Source organism: Petrimonas sulfuriphila, from assembly GCA_038561985.1.
Classification (GTDB): domain Bacteria; phylum Bacteroidota; class Bacteroidia; order Bacteroidales; family Dysgonomonadaceae; genus Petrimonas; species Petrimonas sulfuriphila.
The window spans coordinates 2005759-2022929 of record CP073276.1 but is presented as its reverse complement, the minus strand read 5'-3'; the positions used below and the strand labels follow the sequence as shown (position 1 = coordinate 2022929).

General features: G+C 44.9%; 13 protein-coding genes and 1 pseudogene. 3 read left to right on the top strand and 11 right to left on the bottom strand.

All coding sequences use genetic code 11. The features are described 5' to 3' along the window. The first annotated feature begins 12 nt into the window (after positions 1-12). The 3 genes and pseudogenes from KCV26_08385 (at position 13) to KCV26_08375 (ending at position 4287) form a co-directional block, all read left to right on the top strand. Positions 13-954 carry a DUF362 domain-containing protein gene (locus KCV26_08385; GenBank protein ID WZX35356.1) on the top strand — a complete coding sequence of 314 codons (942 nt, stop codon included), beginning with the start codon at positions 13-15 and terminating at the stop codon, positions 952-954. A 20-nt stretch (positions 955-974) separates the two neighbouring features. Further along, positions 975-2528, top strand: coding sequence for a 4Fe-4S binding protein (locus KCV26_08380; GenBank protein WZX35355.1), 1554 nt, complete (start codon positions 975-977; stop codon positions 2526-2528). A gap of 763 nt (positions 2529-3291) precedes the next feature. Then, positions 3292-4287: pseudogene (locus KCV26_08375) on the top strand (IS481 family transposase). Positions 4288-4541: 254 nt separating this feature from the next. Here KCV26_08375 and KCV26_08370 read toward each other — a convergent pair. From KCV26_08370 to KCV26_08320, 11 genes are all read right to left on the bottom strand, one after another. Next, complete coding sequence (locus tag KCV26_08370; protein ID WZX38359.1) at positions 4542-5186, bottom strand: creatininase family protein; 645 nt, start codon at positions 5184-5186, stop codon at positions 4542-4544. Between the two features lie 39 nt (positions 5187-5225). After that, on the bottom strand, positions 5226-5675 hold the full coding sequence (locus tag KCV26_08365) for a GatB/YqeY domain-containing protein (GenBank protein WZX35354.1): 450 nt from the start codon (positions 5673-5675) through the stop codon (positions 5226-5228). Positions 5676-5740: 65 nt separating this feature from the next. Further along, positions 5741-7030 (bottom strand): cell division protein FtsZ, encoded by a 1290-nt coding sequence (gene ftsZ, locus KCV26_08360; GenBank protein WZX35353.1) that lies wholly within the window; start codon positions 7028-7030, stop codon positions 5741-5743. Between the two features lie 22 nt (positions 7031-7052). Then, positions 7053-8402 (bottom strand): cell division protein FtsA, encoded by a 1350-nt coding sequence (gene ftsA, locus KCV26_08355; protein WZX35352.1) that lies wholly within the window; start codon positions 8400-8402, stop codon positions 7053-7055. Between the two features lie 5 nt (positions 8403-8407). Next, positions 8408-9118 (bottom strand): hypothetical protein, encoded by a 711-nt coding sequence (locus KCV26_08350; protein WZX38358.1) that lies wholly within the window; start codon positions 9116-9118, stop codon positions 8408-8410. Between the two features lie 49 nt (positions 9119-9167). Then, positions 9168-10544: a UDP-N-acetylmuramate--L-alanine ligase gene (locus KCV26_08345; GenBank protein WZX35351.1), complete on the bottom strand. Its 1377-nt coding sequence runs from the start codon at positions 10542-10544 to the stop codon at positions 9168-9170. Beyond that, positions 10534-11655 carry an undecaprenyldiphospho-muramoylpentapeptide beta-N-acetylglucosaminyltransferase gene (murG, locus tag KCV26_08340; GenBank protein ID WZX38357.1) on the bottom strand — a complete coding sequence of 374 codons (1122 nt, stop codon included), beginning with the start codon at positions 11653-11655 and terminating at the stop codon, positions 10534-10536. Before murG ends, KCV26_08345 begins: the two co-directional genes overlap by 11 nt. After that, entirely contained in the window at positions 11655-13004 is a 1350-nt protein-coding gene (locus KCV26_08335; protein WZX35350.1) for an FtsW/RodA/SpoVE family cell cycle protein, read from the bottom strand. The genes murG and KCV26_08335 overlap by 1 nt, the downstream gene beginning before the upstream one ends. 67 nt (positions 13005-13071) lie before the next feature. Continuing rightward, positions 13072-14409 carry a UDP-N-acetylmuramoyl-L-alanine--D-glutamate ligase gene (gene murD, locus KCV26_08330; GenBank protein WZX35349.1) on the bottom strand — a complete coding sequence of 446 codons (1338 nt, stop codon included), beginning with the start codon at positions 14407-14409 and terminating at the stop codon, positions 13072-13074. A 13-nt stretch (positions 14410-14422) separates the two neighbouring features. Continuing rightward, positions 14423-15682: a phospho-N-acetylmuramoyl-pentapeptide-transferase gene (locus tag KCV26_08325; GenBank protein ID WZX35348.1), complete on the bottom strand. Its 1260-nt coding sequence runs from the start codon at positions 15680-15682 to the stop codon at positions 14423-14425. Positions 15683-15695: 13 nt separating this feature from the next. After that, positions 15696-17156, bottom strand: a complete 1461-nt coding sequence (locus KCV26_08320; GenBank protein WZX35347.1) for a UDP-N-acetylmuramoyl-L-alanyl-D-glutamate--2,6-diaminopimelate ligase — start codon at positions 17154-17156, stop codon at positions 15696-15698. Between the last annotated feature and the right edge of the window lie 15 nt (positions 17157-17171).

The window sequence follows — 17171 nt, the reverse complement described above, 5'->3', positions numbered from 1 at the left end:
ATTAAAAACATTATGGACAGACGAAATTTCTTGAAAGCTGTTGCTCTTACCGGCGCAGCTGTCACAACCATTAAAGATGCAGATGCGATGAGCGTACTCACTCAATCGTTTCAAACTACAAATGCTGCAGCAAAATACGACATGGTTGCCGTATTGGGCGGGGAACCCGAAGCTATGTTTCGCAAAGCTATTGCCGAATTGGGGGGAATGAAAAACTTCATCAGCAAGGGAGATAGGGTTTGTGTAAAACCGAATATCGGATGGGATAAAACTCCCGAACTGGCCGCTAACACCAATCCAAAACTGGTGACGGAAATCATCAAACAATGTTTCGATGCAGGTGCCCGTGAGGTAACTGTTTTCGACCACACGTGCGACGACTGGCGTAAATGTTACGCTAACAGCGGAATCGAAGCTGCCGCTAAAGCTGCCGGGGCAAAAGTTGTTCCCGCACATCAGGAATCCTATTACAAGAGTGTCTCTTTGCCAAAGGGTAGAAGCCTGAAAGAGGCCAAAATACACCAAGCCATTGTCGACTCCGACAAATGGATCAATGTTCCTATTCTCAAAAACCACGGCGGTGCACAATTGACCATCTCCATGAAGAACTACATGGGAATTGTATGGGACAGGGGATTTTTCCACGCCAACGATTTGCAGCAATGCATCGCTGATGTGTGTACCTATGCAAAACGTCCGGTCCTGAATGTTGTTGATGCCTACCGGTTGATGAAGACTAGCGGCCCCAGAGGAAAATCGGATGCCGATGTAGTATTGTCGAAAGGCCTCTTCATCTCGCAGGATATAGTTGCTGTTGACACTGCTGCTGCCAATTTCTTCAACCAGGCCAGGGAAATGCCGCTGGATAAGGTTGGCCATTTGGCAAAAGGGGAGCAATTGGGTGTGGGGACGATGAATCTCGACAAGCTCAACATCAGGAGGGTGAGAATTTAACCAAACACGATCGAACAATCATGCTTAAAAAAATCCGGGTAACGATATCTGTACTACTTTTTTCTTTAATAACGCTCTACTTTCTCGACTTTTCAGGTTTTCTGCCGGAAAGTTTCAGCGTTCTAACCGATATACAATTTATTCCTGCATTATTAGCACTTAATATTATTATTCTGATTGCATTAGTAGCGCTTACAGTAATTTTCGGCCGGGTGTATTGTTCATCTATCTGCCCAATGGGTATCTATCAGGACATTGTTGCCTGGTTTTCAAAAAAAATACTTAAGAAGAAGAAAAGATACACCTACAGCAAAGCAAAAATCGTTCTCCGATGGAGTGTCTTGGGTGCTACAATTATTGCTTTCTTGTTTGGATTCACCTTCTTGGTAGGCCTGCTCGATCCGTACGGTGCATACGGCAGATTGGTAACACACATTTTCCGTCCTGCTTATCTGGCAGGAAATAATTTCCTGGAAGCTATTTTCTCATCATTCAATAATTACAGTTTTTATAAAGTCGGTATCTATTCGTTGGGAGTATCTTCGATAATTATCGCTTTAATTACGCTGCTTGTTATCGGTTTTTTAGCGTGGAAAAACGGAAGGACATATTGCAATACAATTTGTCCAGTAGGAACTACACTTGGATTTCTGAGCCGGTTTTCACTTTTCAAAATTCAATTTATAGATGACAAGTGCAACATGTGCGGTTTGTGTTCGATGAAATGCAAAGCATCGTGTATTGATGCAAAAAATAAAGTCATCGATCATAACCGATGCGTAACCTGCTTTAACTGTATTGAAGTTTGCCATCGTGATGCGATGAAATATGCTCTTATTGGCTCCAAGAAAAAAAAGGCAGTTGAAACGGCTCCGGCTTTTTCATACATTAGGGAAGATAAGCCGAAAGACGAATCGAAGCGTCGTTTCCTGTCAGCTACACTAATCACAAGTATAGCAGCAGGTCAACTACTTGCTCAAACAGTAACAGAACCGTTATTACCTAAACGCGAACTGAAACGAAAAACTCCGATTGCTCCCCCGGGAGCACTAAACTTCGATCATTTCCGGGAGAAATGTATTTCGTGTCATCTTTGCGTGAGCAAATGTCCGTCGCACGTGATAAAACCGGCGTTTCTGGAATATGGACTGGGCGGGGTGATGCAACCGAAACTTTATTTCGATCACGGCTTTTGCAACTACGATTGCACTGTTTGCTGCGACGTTTGTCCGACAGATGCACTGGTAAAGCTTAGTCAGGAGGAAAAGCACCACACACAGATGGGAAGAGTTAACTTCATTATCGAGAACTGTATCGTTTATTACGATGAAACCAGCTGTGGCGCCTGCTCCGAACACTGCCCTACACAAGCCGTTCGAATGGTTCCTTACAAAGGTGCGTTAACAATCCCCGAAATCGAACCCGAAATTTGTGTAGGTTGTGGCGGATGTGAGTATGTGTGCCCGGCAATTCCTTATAAAGCCATTTACGTGGAAGGACTTACTGCTCACAACACCATTGAGATTAAACAAGAAGAAGTGGAAGAAGTGACCATTGATGAGTTTGGATTTTAAGAAGTAGAATCTCTGTATAAGAAATTTATTTATCAGGCGCCCGCAAGGGCGCTTTGTTTTTGATAATGTAACCTAAATATAAAACCATTCTTAGTATTTCGAATATGTTAAAATGATCTATTTTTTTTGTAGAATGGCTTTACACCACAAAACAAACGTCTCTTAATATATCTATAGTATTCTGGAAATGAATATCATAATACGGATTTGAAAAATATTATCAATTTTATTGAACGATAACAAAAGTTGAGTATATTTCAATATACCTGGACTCACCTGATTTTGTTTCTTTGGTTGGAGGCGTTTATGCAGATTACGATCAGTCTGTTAAAAATATGTATGCTTTTCTGAACCAGGTAAACAGTCAGAAATCATTCATAAAAAGTGAAAAGTATATAGTGCTGGATGCAAATACTGTTTTATATACAGCAACTTCGAGATGAGAAACTAAAATGAAAAACGACAGTACCATCGTTATGGATCCGTTGGGCATGCAATTTCTATTGAAAAAAGTTGATAATCAGTGGAGAGTACTGAGTTGGACAGAGTAGTTTTAAGGTAATGGAGTTGTATTTCAACACGCCATCTGTGTCAGTGGATAGGACAAGTTACTCCGTTAGTAAATACTCATAAGATGACTAAAAGTGTAGCCCCGTGAATATTTTATTTGAATTAGTTTAGATTTAATCTGACAGTTAAGGGCAAAAACTTAAATTTGTAATTGCATAAACAAAGAAAGTTCAACCCTTAAAAACTGTCAGAAATGAATTCAGAAACGAAGTTAATCAAAAACAAGTTAGGACTGCTCAAATTAGCAGAAGAATTAGGTAATGTCTCTCAGGCATGCAAGTATTTAGGATACAGCCGGGATACCTTCTACCGATACAGGGAACTGGTGGAAACCGGTGGCGAATTAGCTCTACAGGAGATCAGCAGACGAAAGCCCATCATCAAAAATCGTATTGAACAGGAGATTGAAGATCGGGTAGTATCATTTGCAACAGAAAATCCCGCTTTTGGTCAGGTCCGTGTTTGCAATGAGCTGAAAAAGGAGGGTGTTTTTGTATCACCATCAGGTGTTCGAAGCATTTGGTTGAGAAATGATCTTGAAACATTCCGCAAGCGATTGAAAGCGCTGGAAGCAAAGGTTGCCCAGGAAGGAATCGTACTCACTGAAGCTCAGGTTGTGGCTTTGGAAAAGGCTAAAGAGGAAAAGGTGGCCAGAGGTGAAATCGAAACGTATCATCCCGGTTATCTTGGAGCCCAGGATACGTATTACGTGGGGAACATCAAGGGCGTGGGACGTATTTATCAGCAGACATTTATTGATACATACACGAAGGTGGCCACTGTTAAGCTTTATGATCGGAAGGTGGCTCTTGTTGCTGCTGATATGCTAAATGACCGGGTAATCCCTCTTTACGACCAGTACGGGATTCCATTGATGCGAGTGCTCACTGACAGGGGAACCGAATATTGCGGTGCAAGAGAGCATCACGAGTATCAACTCTACCTGGCGATCGAGGATATCGATCATACGAAGACCAAGGCAAGAAGTCCTCAAACAAACGGTATCTGTGAACGTTTTCACCGGACAATGCAGGAAGAGTTTTATGCGACTGCATTCCGGAAGAAGATTTACAAAACGATCGAAGAACTGCAAATCGATGTGGATATCTGGTTGAAGTACTACAACAACGAAAGGCCTCATTCGGGCAAATATTGTTACGGTAAGACGCCAATGCAGACCTGGAAAGATAGCCTTCATCTGACAAAAGAGAAATTGTTGGATACTCTGAATCAAAATTTTGTATCTTTGACTCCGTCGAATGAAGAGGAAACAGGCGCTGCTGGAGAGCAACTTGTCAGAAATAATCCGACTGGCTGGAATGGCCGAGGGGGTGAAAATACCCCCTCTTACCACTTTCCCATTCCGGTCAGCTATGTCTCAAAAAACTCAAATCCATAAATTAAAAAATGCCCACTGTCAGATCAAGTCTGAACTATTACATTTTATTGTTTCGTATCCAACGGATTTTCGGCTTCTTCAAAAAACTGATTTTGCAATTCAGGCACATTTTTATCCGCCTTGATATCCTGGATACTTTTTACAAATTGCTCCACTACACTGTTTAAGATAAGTTCTCCCGCCTGGGCATTGGCCTTCCTTCCATCTCCAGAATAATGATTAGGATACCGGGCGTACCACCATATTCCGGAATAAACACTGGGAAGATTTTTCAACCTGTCCAAATCCACACCCGATTGTAGCCCTGCCTTTTCGGGATGAACCAAGTCCGGAACAATTGCCGCCACCATAGAGGTTTCCCTGTTTCCAGCGTGTTGATCATAACGATCGTGTTGAGTCAGGGCTTCCGCCTTTTTGATCACTTCAGGGTCGTAGTCCGGTTGAAACCAGTAAAGTGCATAATCTCTTTTTTCGGATAATTGCGCCATACCAAAATAATTCAGAAACGCGTTGTTCCCGCCATGTCCGTTTATAATGATTATTTTCTTAAAACCGTTCCGACTAAGTTCATTGAGTGTTTCCTGAAGTACTTTCCAGATAATCTCGGGTGAATAAGCAATCGTTCCCGGCTGAAGACGCACTTCGTTTATCTGGCTGAAATAATACCATGGAAAAACTAATGCACCCAGTAGTAATGGCCTTAGATAGGAGTAGGTTTGGGAGTTATTTCAACTCAACAGTTTCTTCACCATTTCTGAAATAGCCCGTCCTTCTGCCTTTCCTGCCAGCTGACGGGTAGCGACTCCCATCACCTTTCCCATCTCCTTCATGGATTGGGCACCGGTCTCAGAAATGATCGACTTCACGGTCGACTCCAACTCTTCCGGTGAAAGTTGCTGAGGAAGAAATTCCTGAATAACACGCAACTGCGCCAATTCGTCAGAAGCCAGGTCTGCTCTTCCCTGTGCGGTATAAATTTCCGCACTGTCTTTGCGTTGTTTCACCATTTTTTGCAGAATTGCCGTTGCTGCTTCGTCCGAAAGCTCATCAGATGCACCTTTAGCCGTTTTGGCTTCTAAAAATTCTTTTTTCACGCCCCTCAGTGCTTCCAAACGCACTTTATCTCTGGCGAGCATTGCTTTTTTTATTTCGTCGCTAATTGTATCGAACAGGTTCATAATGTTTAACTATTTAAATGTTTAAAGTTCAAGGTTCAACGTCGAGGCTTGCCTTGTGCTCTCCGCTAATCAAACAACGATGTTGCTGAGCGGGTTTCTGTCTTGAATAATCGAGGATTGAAATCCCGGTCGCGCTTAAATACCGGTGTTTTCTCAAGTGCCTCCAACACCTTATCATCGTCGAGTTCGTCCATAGTAAGGATAAAGGGTTCAAATTTATAATTGGCGGTAGAAAGCATTTTCAATCCCAATGTCCCGTAATACTTATCGATGAGTTTCTGTTCATCCTCCTCCTCTTGCCTTCGTTGATCTTCTTTAATTTTTCTTTCCAACTCTTCCGCTTTCGTTTGCGCTTTGTGCTGCTCTTCAATTCCGGGAACATCCATAATGGAAAAACCGGTTGCTAGTAATGTTACTTTGACCTCTTCCTCCAAATCCTTTTCCACGGCAGCCCCCCAAATAACCTCGATCTCGTGGCCGAATTTCGACATAAAGTCGTGCAGGGCGTTCATCTCTTCCATCATAAGCGGATTTTCCTCGCCAAAAGAGAGGTTGATCAAGATCTTCTTTGCACTGAAAACATCGTTGTTATTGAGCAACGGAGAATTTATGGCATCTTCGATAGCCCTGTTCACACGATCCTTTCCCGAACCAATGCCGCGACTCATAATAGCTACACCACCGTCTTTCAAAGTGGTTTCCACGTCGGCAAAGTCAAGATTTACGTGTCCATGTATAGTGATGATCTCTGCAATGCTCTTGGCGGCGGTTGCCAGCGTATCATCGGCCCGGGCAAAAGCATTCAGCATCGTCAGGTCGTGATAGATATCCCGTAAACGCTCGTTGTTGATCACAAGCAACGCATCCACATTGGCAGCAATCTGTTCTACACCTTTCAATGCTTGTACAATCTTACGCTGTCCTTCAAAAACGAAAGGAATGGTAACGATTCCCACTGTGAGAATGCCCATATCCTTAGCTATGCGTGCCACAACGGGAGCAGCCCCGGTTCCGGTTCCTCCGCCCATTCCAGCTGTAATGAACGCCATACGGGTACCGTCACTCAGCAAATCCTGAATCAGGTCGATACTCTCTTCTGCAGCCCGTCGGGCCACATCGGGTTTGTTCCCTGCACCCAACCCTCCTGTGGTATGTTCGCCCAGCTGTATTTTCACAGGCACAGGTGAACTCAACAAGGCTTGGTTATCGGTATTGCAAAGTGCGAAGGAAACATCGTGTATCCCTTCTTTAAACATGTGGTTTACTGCATTTCCGCCACCACCACCCACCCCAATAACTTTAATAATCGCTTCGGTACGGCTGTTTATTTGAAAATCTAGTATATCGGTATCCATTGTTGGAAATATTTTTTTTCATTCACTGATCATCGTCTTCTTCCTCAAACATAGTAGAAAACATATTTTTCATTTTTCCGCCTATGTTGATGGATTTCTCTTTTTTACCCTTGCTTTCCTTCTCTTTTTGCTCTTTGCCTTTGTCTCCCTTGTCCCGGTCTCCAAAGAAATTACTCCAAACCGATCCTTTCGACTTTTGGTCCGAGGATTCCTCATCTTCGAATTCTTCAACCGTTTTCTCGCAATTTTCACTAGCAAGCAAAAGCATTCCCAGCGCTGAAGTTAGGGCAGGATCATTGGCAAACTCCGGCGTGTTATTTACCAGGGTCTTCCGTGAAGATGCCTTGCGGACAGGTAAATCGAGCTGCTGACTCAAATACTCTTCCAGATTTCTCAGTTGCGACGCACCACCTGTGATAACAAGCCCTGCACCCAGCTGGTCCTGATATCCGGAAAGCCGGATCTGTTCCCTGATGTTGGCTGTAATCTCATCAAGACGCATCACAATAACCTTGTTCAACTCTACCAGGTCGATATCGGGTTTTGATGAAAAGGGTGAAGAGAAAAGCGAACTTTCATTATTTTCCCGGGCTTTGCCGAATTTTATCTTGTATTGTTCCGCATCGCTTTCCACAAAATTGAGTTCCGCAATATCCCGGGTTATGCTTCTCCCGCCAAAGGGTATGGTCACCATACGGCGCAAAAGGCCTCCTTTATATATGGATAACGTAGTCGTTCCGGCACCAAAATCGACAAATGCGCACCCCAACTCTTTTTCCTCCTCGGTAAGAACTATAGCTGCGGCAGCAAGCGGGCCAACGATGTATCCGGCAATTTGCAGGTGTCCTTTATCAACGATGGTTTTCTCGATGTTAGATACCAGGTTGGGACGGCCCACCACAATCTGGTATTCTGCCTCTACCATGGAGCAGGTTACCCCAACCGGGTTTTTTTCCGGCTTGTCGTCCAAAAAATACTCCACATCCCCAATAGCGTATTTTCGCTGCATATCGGGCTTGTACTTTTCGGCCGCATTCCGGAGTTGTTCCACCACCTCTTCGGTAACGATGCCGGAAGAAGAGAGTTGCTTCATCTCCCGGATTACTTCCGTGTGCACCGATTGTCCTCCCAGGGAGACATACACTTTCCCGATTTTCCTTCCCAACGCATTCTCGAGCATGCTTATCAGTTTCCTTACGATTGCCCCGGCTTTATCAATGTTATAAATTGTCCCCCGACGGATACTGTTCTCCGACGGTAAAGACACACACTCCAAAACGGAAATAACGTTGCTTTCGTTTTTACGCCCGATAATGCCGGTAATTTTGGAAGTTCCTAAATCGATGGCAGCTATAAATCCTGATTGAGTCATATATTTTATTTCTTTGTACAAACCACTTGGTTATCGTATTTCAAACTTATTTCTGAATACCTGTTCCAACCTACCACATTCAACCCTTTCTCGATGAACAAGGCAAACCGGGCAAACTTTTCGGAATAGTTATCTAATTTCCCAAAGGCGATCCTGAAATCTCCGGCACGAGGAATCAAATCCACGTCTTTGTTGGGCTTAACCACAATTTGATCGATCCATGCGCTCCATTCGGGATTTTCGTTCAGAAACGCAGCAAAGTCGTAAAGCTCGTTCTGGGCAAATTCTTCATCAATAGCTCCGGTAGCCAAGGGAACATACACCGTAGAATTTGGCGAGACGGGCATCCGTTCCCGATTATCATCGATATAAAAGCTCCCCTTTGTGTCGGAGATAATCCTCAGAACCGGTTCGCGTTGATAAATGTTCGCAATAATTGTTCCATTTTGCGTGGTAAACACTTCCGCCGATTTTACCAACCGGTTGGTCAGTATCGTATCCAAAATTTCCAGCGTATTGATTTCGTCCATAGTTTTACCTACCGGATAAACTTTTTTTCTTTTCAGCAAAACCTCGATGTCTTTTTGATGGATGAACTGAGTGTGCAAGCTGTCTTTTACGACAACCTCAAATTTATTGCACACCTCGTTTCTGGATGAATCATTGAAGTAAATAGCCGAAAAAATAAGATAACCGGTTACCAACAACGCAATCAATATGATGAAAAACTTTTTCATTTACGCAAAGATACAAATTGTATCGGATTTATTTTCCGATACTTTTTTTTTCTAACAATTGTTTAATCGCGGGCAATAAGTGCTCTATATCTCCTGCACCCAATGTAACCAAAACGTCCAACTCTTTGTTTTCCAAGAAATCGAGCAGTTCGGCTTTTTTCAAAAGCACCTTTTCCTTCGATGTGATTCTATCAAAGATAACCCCCGAAGTGATTCCCGGTATGGGTTCTTCCCGTGCCGGATAAATATCCAGCAGGATCACATCGTCGAGCAACGAGAGGCTTTGAGCAAAATCATCGGCAAAGTCGCGCGTACGCGTATAAAGGTGGGGTTGAAAAACACCGGTAACTTTCCGGTCGGGATACAATTGCCTGATAGAGCGGATGGATGCTGTCAACTCTTGTGGATGGTGCGCATAATCATCGATAAAAACGAGGTTGGGAGTTTTCAATTGAAAATCGAACCGGCGCTTCGCCCCCCCGAAAGTTTTCATTGCCGCACGTACCTCATCGGGATTAACACCGCTCAATACAGCTGCAGCTATTGCAGCTACCGCGTTTTCGATGTTCACCTTCACAGGCACACCCAGCTGTATACCGGTAATCCGGCTATTGGGCGACACAAAGTCGAACGTAATTTCCCCGTTGCCGATGCGGATATTTTCAGCATGAAAATCGCCTTCTGATTCGGAATAGGTAAAGACTGTCACCGTTGCATCCGTTCTTGGAGTTAGCGGTGCATCTTTCTTTAGGATCAGGTATCCGTTCTTCCGGATAAGTGATGTGAAATGTTCAAAACTTTCGCGGTAGGCCTCCGGCGTCCCGTAAATATCCAGGTGGTCGGGATCGGCCGAGGTAATAACCGCAATCCAGGGTTGCAGCCAATGAAAAGAACGGTCATACTCATCTGCTTCGGCAACAGTAATGCGACTTTTATCCGACAGCAGCAGGTTGGTGCCGTAATTTTTAAGGATTCCACCCAGAAATGCGTTGCAATCTACTCCCGATTGCCGCAACAGGTGAGCTGTCATGCTTGACACCGTCGTCTTCCCGTGTGTCCCTGCCACACAAACTGCGTCGCTCGTCTTGGTTACCTCACCAAGGAGTTGGGCACGTTTCATTATCGTAAAACCGCTTTGCCGGAAAAACTGCAATTCACTGTGCGATGCCGGTACTGCGGGAGTATAGACTACAAGTGTCTTTTCTTTATCGAGAAATTCAGCGGGTACGAGCCGAACATAATCCTCATAATGGACTTTCGCTCCTTCGGCGACCAGCGCTTTGGTAAGCGGGGTTTCCATGCGATCGTATCCGGCAACCGATTTTCCCTGCTGTATAAAATACCGGGCAAGGTTACTCATGCCGATACCGCCGATACCGATAAAGTATATTAATTCATAATTCATAATGCATAATTTTTTCTATCTCATCCACGATACGCCGGGCCGAACCTCGTTGCGCCAATTTCAAGATATTCCGGCTCAACTCCTCTAATTTGCTTTCATCTTTTACCAGACTCAAAGCCATATCAAACAAGAGTGCCTTTGCTTCGGCGTCGGGCACCATCATAGCCGCATTTCTTTTCACCAGTGCCATGGCGTTCTGTGTTTGGTGATCCTCCGCAACGTTAGGTGACGGGACAAGGATAACCGGTTTTCCCAGCAGAGAGAATTCCGATATGGAACCGGCTCCGGCACGTGAAATCACAAGGTCGGCAACGGAGTAGGCATAATCCATGCGCGAGAGGAAATCGAACAGATACACATTTCCGGGAATTCTTCCCTGCGCCTGCAAGTCAGACATTTCTTTAAAATAGTACTTTCCACATTGCCAGATAACTTGAACATCGGATTTCTGTATATCGGAGCACGATCCGATGATGCTTTCGTTAAGCGTTCGCGCACCCAGACTGCCACCCACCAGGAGTACTGTTTTCCTTTCAGGGTTTAAGCCGAAGTACGTATATCCTTTCTGCCTGTTTTCCTCGGAAACGACTAAATCCTGTCGCGTAGGATTGCCGGTGAGCACAATTTTTTCTTTCGGAAAGAACCGTTCCATACCTTCGTACGCCACACAGATTTTGGCCGCTTTCTGCGCCAGCATCTTATTGGTTACTCCGGCATATGAATTCTGTTCCTGCAAAACTGTCGGAACGCCTTTTGCAGCCGCCGCCCGGAGGGTGGGCCCGCTGGCATAGCCGCCTACTCCCACAGCGATATCGGGTTTGAACGAGGCAACAATGGCTCTAGCCTTTCGCATACTCTTCAATAATTTCACGGCTACCGAAACATTTTTCAGCAGATTTTTCCGGTCGAAACCGGCTACGGGAAGTCCGACAATGGTGTATCCTGCAGCTGGAACACGCTCCATTTCCATCCGGTTTTCCGCACCGACGAAAAGGATTTCGGCGTCGCTCCACCGTTCCTTTATAGCGTTAGCGATGGAGATAGCGGGAAAAATATGTCCGCCGGTACCACCGCCGCTAATGATTACCCGTAGGGGCTTTAATGCTGACATCATACCTGAATAATTTCAAATTCCACTTTTTCTTCCAATTTATCTATGGTTTCCACAGCGTTCTTTTTATCTTTTCTCTCATCAGGCTGATCTGTTTCATCGATGGTCACCTCTCCTTTCTTCTTTCCGATTCCAAACCTGTCTGCACTTAAAATCAACCCGAAGTAAGCGCAAGTGATGAGCAGTGACGTCCCTCCCCGGCTGATGAGCGGCAACGGCTGGCCGGTTACCGGGATCAAATTCACAGCCACAGCCATGTTAATAAACGCCTGCATCGATAACATGAGTGCCGAGCCCAGAACAAGATATTTCGGAAAAAGTTTCTGGGTTTTCCGGGCGATCATTCCCGCCCGGATCAGGATGATGATGTAGAGCAGCAGCACAAAAATTCCACCGGCAATACCCATCTCCTCGATGATTATCGCATAAATAAAATCGGAATAAGCCTGGGGAAGAAAATCACGCTCTGTACTGTTGCCCGGGAACTTGCCTAAAACTCCTCCGTTGGCAATGGCTATTTTAGCATGTGCCACCTGATAGTTCTCGTCGGTAATGGTGTAGTATGTCTCTTCCGATTCTTCCTTGTGGCTGCCAAATTCTGCAATCCGGTTTTGCCAAGTACCTACACGGCTTAACGCGCCGGAATCGGTCCAATCGGCGGGAATCACTTTCAGCAACACAATGAAGAGTACGAGAAAGGCTATCCCTGCTCCGCCCACTTTTAGCAATCTTGCCAACTTTACATTTCCGATAAACATCAGCAAAAAACAAACTACAAAGAGCAGCGCTGCCGTCGACAAATTATCCATTGCAATAATGCCGCAAACAACAATCATCAACCCGATCATCCACTTGAAGAGCAAGCCGTCGTTCATGCCGTTTTGTTTACTGAGCAGAAACGCTATCGTGCCCATAAGCGATATCTTGGCTATTTCCGACGGTTGAATGGTAAAACCAAAGATAGAGATCCACCGCTCAGCACCGTTTACCGTAGTCCCGATAACCGGTGTGAGCAGGAGTAAGACGATCGAAGCGATAAGCACAAAAATCAGGGAAGAGAAATACCGGTAAGGTATATTGTGAATCAAAACAATGACCCCCACTCCTCCGATCAAAAACATGGTGTGGCGTAAGATGGGGCCCCATTGATTTTGCTGTTTATAAACAATGGTGCTGGTAGCACTGAAGATCTCCACCAGTGATATCACACACAAGATAACAAATACCAACCATATGACTTTATCACCTTTAAAGATTTTCACTCCGAATTTCTCCAACGTGGATTTTGAGTTTTCTAAATCTTCCTGAAAATTTGTCGGATTAATGGCATTCTTTATTTTATCAAGCATAATTCATAATTCATAATTCATAATGCAGAATTCACAATTAGCCTTTAGCAACTTTGAACTTTAAACCTCACAGCCTCCTCACACAATCCTTGAATTGATTACCACGGTCCTCGTAATTCTGGAACAGGTCGAAGCTGGCGCAACAGGGCGACAGCAATACGGTATCCCCTTTTTCTGCCATCCGGTAAGCGGTATCAACAGCATCTTTCATGGAGTTTACCTCTTCTATGTCGGGGACGATCCCGTCGAAGAAAGCACGCAGCTTGCGGTTATCTTTTCCCAGGAATATCAACCCCCTAGCCTTTTGCCTTACCAGCTCTTCAATCTCGGTGTAATCGTTTCCCTTATCGGTACCGCCAAGAATCAGCACAACTTTCGTGCGCATACTCTGAAGTGCGTACCAGCACGAGTTTACGTTGGTAGCCTTGGAGTCATTTATGTATTGCACACCTCGCACCGACGCTACTTTTTCCAAGCGGTGCGGAACGCCTTTAAAGTCAGAAAGAGCCAGGCGTAAATTATCGTCCGAGATATCAAGTAATTTAGCCACAATCCCCGACGCCATAGAGTTATACAAATTATGCATTCCCTGTAACGCCAGCAATTCCAACTCCATATCAAAAACAGTTCCTTTGGTTTGTATATACATTTTATTGCCCTCCGAATAAGCCGCAGCCCGTTGATTATTTTTTTCAGTAAAAGAATATAAATCAGATGCGGGTTTAAGTTTTTCGATTTCCTTTGTCACTACCGGATCGTCTATCCAGTAAATAAAAGAATCTCCCATTTTATGGTTGCGTATGATTCGCATTTTTGCATCCACGTAATTTTGCATATTGTGATCGTACCTATCTAAGTGGTCGGGAGTTATGTTCATCAATACGGCGATATCCGCTTTAAAATCATACACGCCTTCCAGCTGAAAACTACTTAGCTCCAGCACAAAGTAGTCGAAATTCTCTTCCGCCACCTGCCTGGCAAAGCTTTTGCCTATGTTTCCTCCCAGCCCCACGTTTAGTCCTGCCGATTTCAGGATGTGATAAATAAGGCTTGCCGTAGTGGTTTTACCGTTGCTCCCGGTAATACAGATCATCTTGGCGTGGGTATACCTTCCGGCAAACTCAATTTCGGATATCACCCGGATTCCTTTTGAAATAATTTTCTGCATCAAGGGTATGGTATCGGGAATGCCCGGGCTCTTTACTATCTCGCTCGCAGAGAGGATGCTCTCCTCTGTGTGGCCGCCTTCTTCAAAATCAATTCCGTAGTCGACAAGCGTTTTCCGGTGTTCCCCCTTAAGCATTCCAGAATCAGAAAGGAAAACCCGGATTCCTTTCGCCTTAGCAAGAATGGCAGAACCTACTCCCGATTCGCCACCACCCAATATTATTAATTCATAATTCATAATATATGATTTACTACCTCATCTTCAACGTTGCTACGGCTATTACCGCCAGAATCATTCCTATAAGCCAGAATCGCGAAACGATCTTGGGTTCGGTGATCGGGATCAGCGGTTTCTGAATCAGGGCATCGATCCCGGCATTTCCTGCTTTCTGAAAATGGTGATGCAGGGGCGACATTTTAAACACCCGTTTCCCGATACCCGATCTTTTTTTTGTATATTTAAAGTAAGTGACCTGCAGAATTACAGAGAGGGCTTCTACAAAAAACACCCCGCACAAGATAGGAAGCAGCATCTCCTTATGGATAAGCACGGCAAAAACCCCGATAATCCCGCCTAACGTCAGGCTACCCGTATCGCCCATAAAAACCTGGGCGGGATAGGCGTTGTACCAGAGAAAACCGACAGTAGCCCCCACAAATGCAGCGGCAAAAACCATCAGTTCATCCCCTCCGGGGATGTACATGATGTTCAGGTATGAAGCAAAGTCGACACGCCCGGACACGTATGCCAGGACTCCCAGCGCCACACCGATGACCGCTGACGATCCGGAGGCCAGGCCATCCAGTCCGTCCGTCAAGTTCGCACTGTTTGAAACTGCCGTAACAATCAGAATTACAGAAAGCACAAAGACAACCCAGACCGCTTCATCGGCAAAATCGCCCATCCACGAAACGAGCCAGCGATAATCAAAATTATTGTTTTTCACAAAAGGGATGGTCGTTTTTGTGGTCTTGACATTCTGATCTTTATACTGCACCTGTTCAATGACATTATTCACCCGGATTTCGGTGTTCTCACGCGCAACGATATCGGGGCTCCAGTACATCATCAAGCCTACAATCAAACCCAAACCGACTTGTGCCACGACTTTGATTTTTCCTTTCAGCCCTTCCTTGTCTTTTTTAAATACCTTGATATAATCATCGGCAAAGCCTAAAGCACCCAACCAGATCGTGCTTATTATCATTATAATGATATAGATATTCTCTAATTTACCCATCAGCAATATCGACACCAAAATAGAGAGGATAATGATAACACCACCCATAGTTGGCGTTCCCCGCTTGCTGTATTGTCCTTCCAGGTCAAGGTTGCGAATGGTTTCCCCTATCTGCTTCTTTTGTAGTTTACGAATGATCCTGGCACCGACAATTACCGAGAAAAGCAACGAAACAAGGGCGGCGAGTGCTGCCCGGAACGTAACAAACTGAAACATTCCCGCTCCGGGGAAGTCAAGTTTGTCCAAATATTGAAATAGATAGTACAGCATATTTAGTTATGAGTTATGGTGACGTGTGGAATATTTTTTCCAACTCTTCTTTATCGTCAAAATGATACTTCACGCCTTTAATTTCCTGGTAGTCTTCGTGTCCTTTTCCGGCAACGAGAATAATATCACCTGGCTTGGCCAGTGCACAAGCGGTTTTTATCGCTTCACGACGATCCACGATCGAAAGTGCACTGCGGCGTTGCTCATCATCCAAACCGGCTACCATGTCGTCAATGATATCCTGCGGCTCTTCGAACCGGGGATTATCGGAGGTCAGGATTACCCGGTTGCTCAACTCCACCGCTTCACGCGCCATTAACGGACGTTTGGTCCTGTCTCGGTTACCGCCGCATCCTACTACCGTTATTATATTGCCCTTCTGATCCAGCACTTCGTGGATAGCATTGAGAACATTAGTCAAAGCGTCGGGTGTATGGGCATAGTCTACAATGGCGGTAAAATTTCCGGGCGATCGTAATGTCTGGAAACGTCCGGCCACAGGTTTCAAAACGCTTAATATCCTGAGTACCTCCTCCGGTTCTTCTCCCAGCAAAACAGATACACCATAAACCGCCAGCAGGTTATACACATTAAAAACACCCACAAACTGTACAATCAGCTGTTTCCCGTTAATTTCTATTTCGGTCCCATCAAAATGTTTCTCGAAAATCCGTGCTTTAAAATCCGCCAATCCTTTTACGGAATAAGTATATCGTTTGGCCTTTGTATTTTGAAGCATCACCCCTCCGTTTTTATCATCCGAGTTGGTAAGGGCAAAAGCGGTTTCGGGCAAAGCGTCGAAAAAAGCTTTTTTCACGTTCCGATACTCCAACATGTTCTTGTGATAATCCAGGTGGTCCTGCGTGAGGTTGGTGAAAATCCCCCCTTGGAAACGCAGTCCGTAGACCCGTTTTTGATGAATGGCATGGGAACTCACTTCCATAAAGGCATATTCGCAACCGGCATCAACCATCTTCCTCAAAAAAGAGTTTAGGGTGATGGGGTCAAGGGTGGTATGCGTGGTGGGGTAACTGTCATCGTTTACACAGTTGGTTACGGTTGAGAGCAAGCCTGCGCCATACCCCAATGTCCGAAACATCCTGTACAGTAATGTAGCGACGGTTGTCTTTCCGTTCGTTCCGGTTACACCAACCAGCTTCAACTGCTCCGATGGGTTCCCGTACCAGACAGAAGCGATTTGCGCCAAAGCGACGGCCGAATTTTCGACCTGAACGTACGTAACTCTCGAAAAATACTCTTCAAACATCGGCTTATCATACACCACGACCAACACATCCTGTTCTATCGCCTTGGCAATATAATCGTGTCCATCGGTATTGATACCCTCCACTGCGATAAAAAGCGAACCTTTTTGCACCTGGCGGGAATCGGAAGTGATACTTTCAACTTCCACATTCTCTTCCCCGTGAATTGCCACGATTTTACACCTTTCTGTAAGTTGACTCAGTTTCATATTAATATCTGTTTT

What these genes read in the sequence shown, in the direction of transcription:
- KCV26_08385 (WZX35356.1), top strand. Translation starts at nt 13, where the DNA reads ATGGACAGACGAAATTTCTTGAAAGCTGTTGCTCTTACCGGCGCAGCT.
- KCV26_08380 (WZX35355.1), top strand. Translation starts at nt 975, where the DNA reads ATGCTTAAAAAAATCCGGGTAACGATATCTGTACTACTTTTTTCTTTA.
- KCV26_08365 (WZX35354.1), bottom strand. Translation starts at nt 5,675, where the DNA reads ATGAACCTGTTCGATACAATTAGCGACGAAATAAAAAAAGCAATGCTC.
- ftsZ (WZX35353.1), bottom strand. Translation starts at nt 7,030, where the DNA reads ATGGATACCGATATACTAGATTTTCAAATAAACAGCCGTACCGAAGCG.
- ftsA (WZX35352.1), bottom strand. Translation starts at nt 8,402, where the DNA reads ATGACTCAATCAGGATTTATAGCTGCCATCGATTTAGGAACTTCCAAA.
- KCV26_08345 (WZX35351.1), bottom strand. Translation starts at nt 10,544, where the DNA reads ATGAATTATGAATTAATATACTTTATCGGTATCGGCGGTATCGGCATG.
- murG (WZX38357.1), bottom strand. Translation starts at nt 11,655, where the DNA reads ATGTCAGCATTAAAGCCCCTACGGGTAATCATTAGCGGCGGTGGTACC.
- KCV26_08335 (WZX35350.1), bottom strand. Translation starts at nt 13,004, where the DNA reads ATGCTTGATAAAATAAAGAATGCCATTAATCCGACAAATTTTCAGGAA.
- murD (WZX35349.1), bottom strand. Translation starts at nt 14,409, where the DNA reads ATGAATTATGAATTAATAATATTGGGTGGTGGCGAATCGGGAGTAGGT.
- KCV26_08325 (WZX35348.1), bottom strand. Translation starts at nt 15,682, where the DNA reads ATGCTGTACTATCTATTTCAATATTTGGACAAACTTGACTTCCCCGGA.
- KCV26_08320 (WZX35347.1), bottom strand. Translation starts at nt 17,156, where the DNA reads ATGAAACTGAGTCAACTTACAGAAAGGTGTAAAATCGTGGCAATTCAC.